1 protein-coding gene is annotated in these 230 nt (G+C 70.0%); it reads left to right on the top strand.

Annotated elements, in window-relative coordinates:
• Positions 1–230: MBL fold metallo-hydrolase (locus R0J87_RS25335; protein ID WP_498889778.1), on the top strand; the 230-nt coding region annotated here is incomplete at both ends.

Raw genomic sequence — 230 nt, 5'->3', positions numbered from 1 at the left:
GGACGGTGCTGTTCGAGACCGGCATCGGTGCGTTCTTCGAGCCCAGGCTGCGCGAGCGCTACGGCGTGCAGGAAGACCGCCACGTGCTCCTGGATTCGCTGCGCGAGGCCGGCTTCGAGCACACCGACATCGACGTGGTGGTGCTCAGCCACCTGCATTTCGACCATGCCGGCGGCCTGCTGGCGCCGTGGGCCGGGGGCAGGGCGCCGGAGCTGCTGTTTCCCAACGCC

Origin of the sequence: Halomonas sp. SIMBA_159 (assembly GCF_046536035.1) — a bacterium.
In the GTDB taxonomy this organism is placed as follows: Bacteria; Pseudomonadota; Gammaproteobacteria; order Pseudomonadales; family Halomonadaceae; genus Vreelandella; species Vreelandella venusta_A.
This window is presented reverse-complemented; position numbering and strand designations above follow the sequence as displayed.